This window comes from Fodinibius sp. (genome assembly GCF_041642155.1).
Lineage (GTDB): Bacteria > Bacteroidota > Rhodothermia > Balneolales > Balneolaceae > Fodinibius.
Map to the genome: position 1 here is coordinate 1 of NZ_JBEPWZ010000299.1, position 3,601 is coordinate 3,601.

The following is a 3,601-nucleotide window of genomic DNA, read 5'->3' on the forward strand; positions in this document are numbered from 1 at the left end:
GTCACGTTCGAAAGTGAAGAAGACCGTGCAACCTATCTTCCTCATCCGGACCATCAGGCTTTTGTAGAAATTTTAGAACCGCATCTGGAGGATGTACTTGTTATCGACTATTGGGCTGGTGATGAATAGGGCTTATTAGTTTGTTTTTTTTACTAATCAATCCCATTTATTTTGAGCCTGAAATCCTTGTTTTCCAAGGCTTTCTGAGGGATATTATGGATAGGGCTGCAAAACATTGAAGAGCAAGGTATTGTTTTATTGCTTGTTTTTAATTATTTAGGAAAAACGGGATAAATAAAAATATATATAGTAGAATCCTATTCTGGAAGTCTCTTGTATATTGGGATTAAAGATAAGAAACTTTTGCAATACCGCCTGTCCCAAGCATTCGTGCTGCGGCCAGTCGGGTTAAGGCACTCATCTGATGGCAAACGATGAGTTTTTGAAAGTCCTCGATAAAAAGAATAGATGACCGTACGTAGGTGATAGGATCCGAAAAGAATCAGGGATGCTTGTTAGAAATGTACGAGTCATTTTTTAGTTCAATCAGCCGGTAAACAGGGAACCGTAATATACTTTTAACTAAAATCTACCTATCATGAGTAAACAAGTTAACGAGCGCATACTTTTCTGGGGAAGCTGTTTTGCCCTCATTACGACTGCTTTTACCTTTGCCATTCGGGCGGGCATACTGCCCGAGCTGGGCGACCAATTCGGATTGTCGGCCGAGCAGCTTGGGTTCATCAATTCAATGTGGTTTCTGGGCTTTCCCATATCCATGGTCCTGGGAGGCATTTTCTATAATTCCATTGGACCCAAACGCATCATGCAGTTTGCCTTTGTGGTCCATACCCTGGGCATCATCTTAACCATTTACGCCGGCGGGTATACCCTGCTGCTGATATCAACCTTGCTGATAGGGCTGGGCAACGGCTGTACGGAGGCCGCCTGTAACCCCATGATTGCCGATGCCTACACCGGCAATAAAGTGGATAAAATGCTCAACCGGTTCCACATGTGGTTTCCCGGCGGCATCGTGCTCGGCAGCCTGATCTCCAAATTCATGACCGACTTTGCCCTCGGCTGGCAGGCCCAGATGTGGATCATCATGGTCCCGACCATTATCTATGCCGCCCTGTTCTACGGGCAAACATTTCCGAAACCCAAGCTGGAGGAAATGCGGTCCCTCAAAGAAAACGTCAAGGCTCTGGGCAGCCCCGTTTTTATCTTTTTATTCCTCTGCTTTGCCCTGACCGCTATTACAGAATTCGGCCCGCAGCAGTGGGTAAATATCGTGATGTCCGAGAGCGGCGCGAGTCCCATGTTAATCCTGGCGCTGGTCACGGGCCTGATGGCGGTCGGACGCTTCTTCGCCGGACCGGTGGTGAAGACGCTGGGACAGCCGGGCGTGTTGTTGGGCGGCTCCGTTTTTGCAGCGATTGGCATCTATATGTTTAGCATCTTTACCGGAGCGATGGCCTATGTAGCGGCCGTCTTTTTTGCCATAGGGATCTGCTATTTCTGGCCGGTGATGATCGGTACGGCGGCCAAGAGAGCCCCGAAAACCGGTGCGCTCGGACTTTCCCTGCTGGGAGCGATCGGGATGTTTTCCACGTCCATATTTCAGCCAATCATCGGAGGCTGGATTGACAGCGCCCGCAGCACCTATGCGGATATGGGAATGAGCGGGTCGGAGCTGGAACTGGCGGCGGGACAGGCGACCCTGGCCCAGATCACTGTTTTTCCGCTTATCCTGATCGTGCTGTTTACCATTTTCTATATCTGGCAGAAGAAGTCGGACAGAAAAACCGTGGATGAGATGGCCCAGGCGACTGCCGCGGCTCCCAATATTGCCAAGGCTCCCGATAACGTATAGCACGCATGGCGGCCCCCGGCATAAGGGGGTGCGTTTGATATAGATATAGTGGATCCTGGCGTGATTTGTGGTACATATTGTATTCCGATTCACACTTATGTCAAGGTAGGTGTAGGTATATAGCATGAGTATATAGACCGGAAAGGGAGGGTTTCTTAATGGGTACCTCTTTCGTTGAACCCTCCCTAAATTTATTATGAGGTAATATCATGTAAAAACAGTAGAATCCCTTTTTAAATGTCTCTTATTAAGTAAGGGCAAAAAAAATATTAAAGGGGCAGACATGAAGAAACCCGATGAAAGTGTTTTAGTGCACAAGATTAGGAAGGGGGACCGGAATGCCTTCAGGAAACTGTATGACCGGTATCACGAGCAGCTGTACTTTCTTGCCAAGCGCTATCTGAAGGACCAGTATCTCGCCGAAGACGCCGTCCAGGATCTCTTTTTAAAGGTTTGGAACAAAAGAAACATGCTGCAAGGTTCTTCCATCAGGGGATTTTTGTTTACGATGATGAAAAACCACCTGATCGATACCATTCGCAAGCAAAAGACCAGCACCAAAGTTAAAAAAGACTTTAAAAAACTATCGAAAAACAGACGCCGCAGAAATTCGACTGTTGAGAAAGTCATTTACGAGGAATACAGGGAAACCGTACAAATGGCCCTGCAGAATATGTCCCCTGAACAAAGAAAGGTCTTTGAGATGAAAAATTTTGAGGGACTATCCAATGCCGAGGTGGCGCAGAAGAAAGAGGTATCCATTAATACGGTCAAATCGCAATTTTATTTGGGTACTAAATATGTTCGCAACTACCTGAAAAAGCACGCCGGTTTAGGGAAATAACGTAAGTTTTATATAATGGCAAGCTAACATTAGTCTCCTTCCTTCTATGCGCCATGGTCCCGGATGCCCACACTCGAGGATAGCTACCCAAAAAGTCTGTCTGGTGTAGAAAAAGAAAGCCTCCTTACGCAGAATTGGGGGTGTCCTTACCACCCATAAATCCCAAAAGTAAGCCCCATTCGATTGTTCGATTGGCACTAAGTGGGACATCAACGTTGATGAGAATAAATATAATCCGTCATAAAAGGAGCCTCTCAGTATACTTTCTTTTCTCTTAATATCACTAAGCGAGGGACGTCAGTAAATTTTTTTGGTAAACCTTCTAATACTTTCGGTCCGCACGTACGTATTTATAGTAAAGAAGTTCTTCTTATGTAACTGCTGCATGGATCGAAATAAAGTAGAAAGATTTTTTAAAGATAAATGTACGCCCGCTGAGATTGAAGAGGTAAAGGAGTGGTTGAAGACACCGGGGGGACAAGCTTATCTGAAACAGAAGCTGAATCAGGATATCTCTCACTTAAAGGAGGATCATATCAAACCAATGACCTCTGAGATAAGATCGGAAAAAATCTGGGATGTGATTGAAGCGGGCGTCGGGCCTGATGACAAGTACAGCTATAGGCCTCTGTCTGACAGAAAGTCCACTTCGTACTGGCCGGCAGCCGCCGTTATCATTCTCCTGTTGGTTTCGGTAATGTTTTACGTATGGCAGCAGGTGCCGCTGGAAATGGGAGAGAAGACTTCTCAGCCCGTTTCCTATGTCGCAGGGGATGATCAGCAGCGTGCGCTGACCTTAAGTGATGGGACTAAAATACGGTTGAACAGCAATGCGCATATTTGGATTCCGGAGGATTTTGGCCGTACGAGCCGGGAAGTTA

The 3,601-nt window shown here is 46.5% G+C and carries 4 protein-coding genes; all 4 read left to right on the plus strand.

The window, feature by feature from the left end:
* On the plus strand, positions 1 to 129 hold a 129-nt coding region (locus ACESLU_RS12985; RefSeq protein WP_372639061.1), incomplete at its 5' end, for a Dabb family protein.
* 469 nt (positions 130 to 598) lie between these two features.
* Positions 599 to 1,876, plus strand: coding sequence for a sugar MFS transporter (locus ACESLU_RS12990; protein ID WP_372639057.1), 1,278 nt, complete (start codon positions 599 to 601; stop codon positions 1,874 to 1,876).
* Between the two features lie 283 nt (positions 1,877 to 2,159).
* Positions 2,160 to 2,720 (plus strand): RNA polymerase sigma factor, encoded by a 561-nt coding sequence (locus tag ACESLU_RS12995; RefSeq protein WP_372639058.1) that lies wholly within the window; start codon positions 2,160 to 2,162, stop codon positions 2,718 to 2,720.
* Between the two features lie 385 nt (positions 2,721 to 3,105).
* Positions 3,106 to 3,601 (plus strand): hypothetical protein (locus ACESLU_RS13000; RefSeq protein WP_372639060.1); only part of this gene is annotated, 496 nt, incomplete at its 3' end.

Excerpts from the sequence above, each read along its gene's own strand:
- ACESLU_RS12990 (WP_372639057.1), top strand. The coding sequence starts at position 599 with ATGAGTAAACAAGTTAACGAGCGCATACTTTTCTGGGGAAGCTGTTTT.
- ACESLU_RS12995 (WP_372639058.1), top strand. The coding sequence starts at position 2,160 with ATGAAGAAACCCGATGAAAGTGTTTTAGTGCACAAGATTAGGAAGGGG.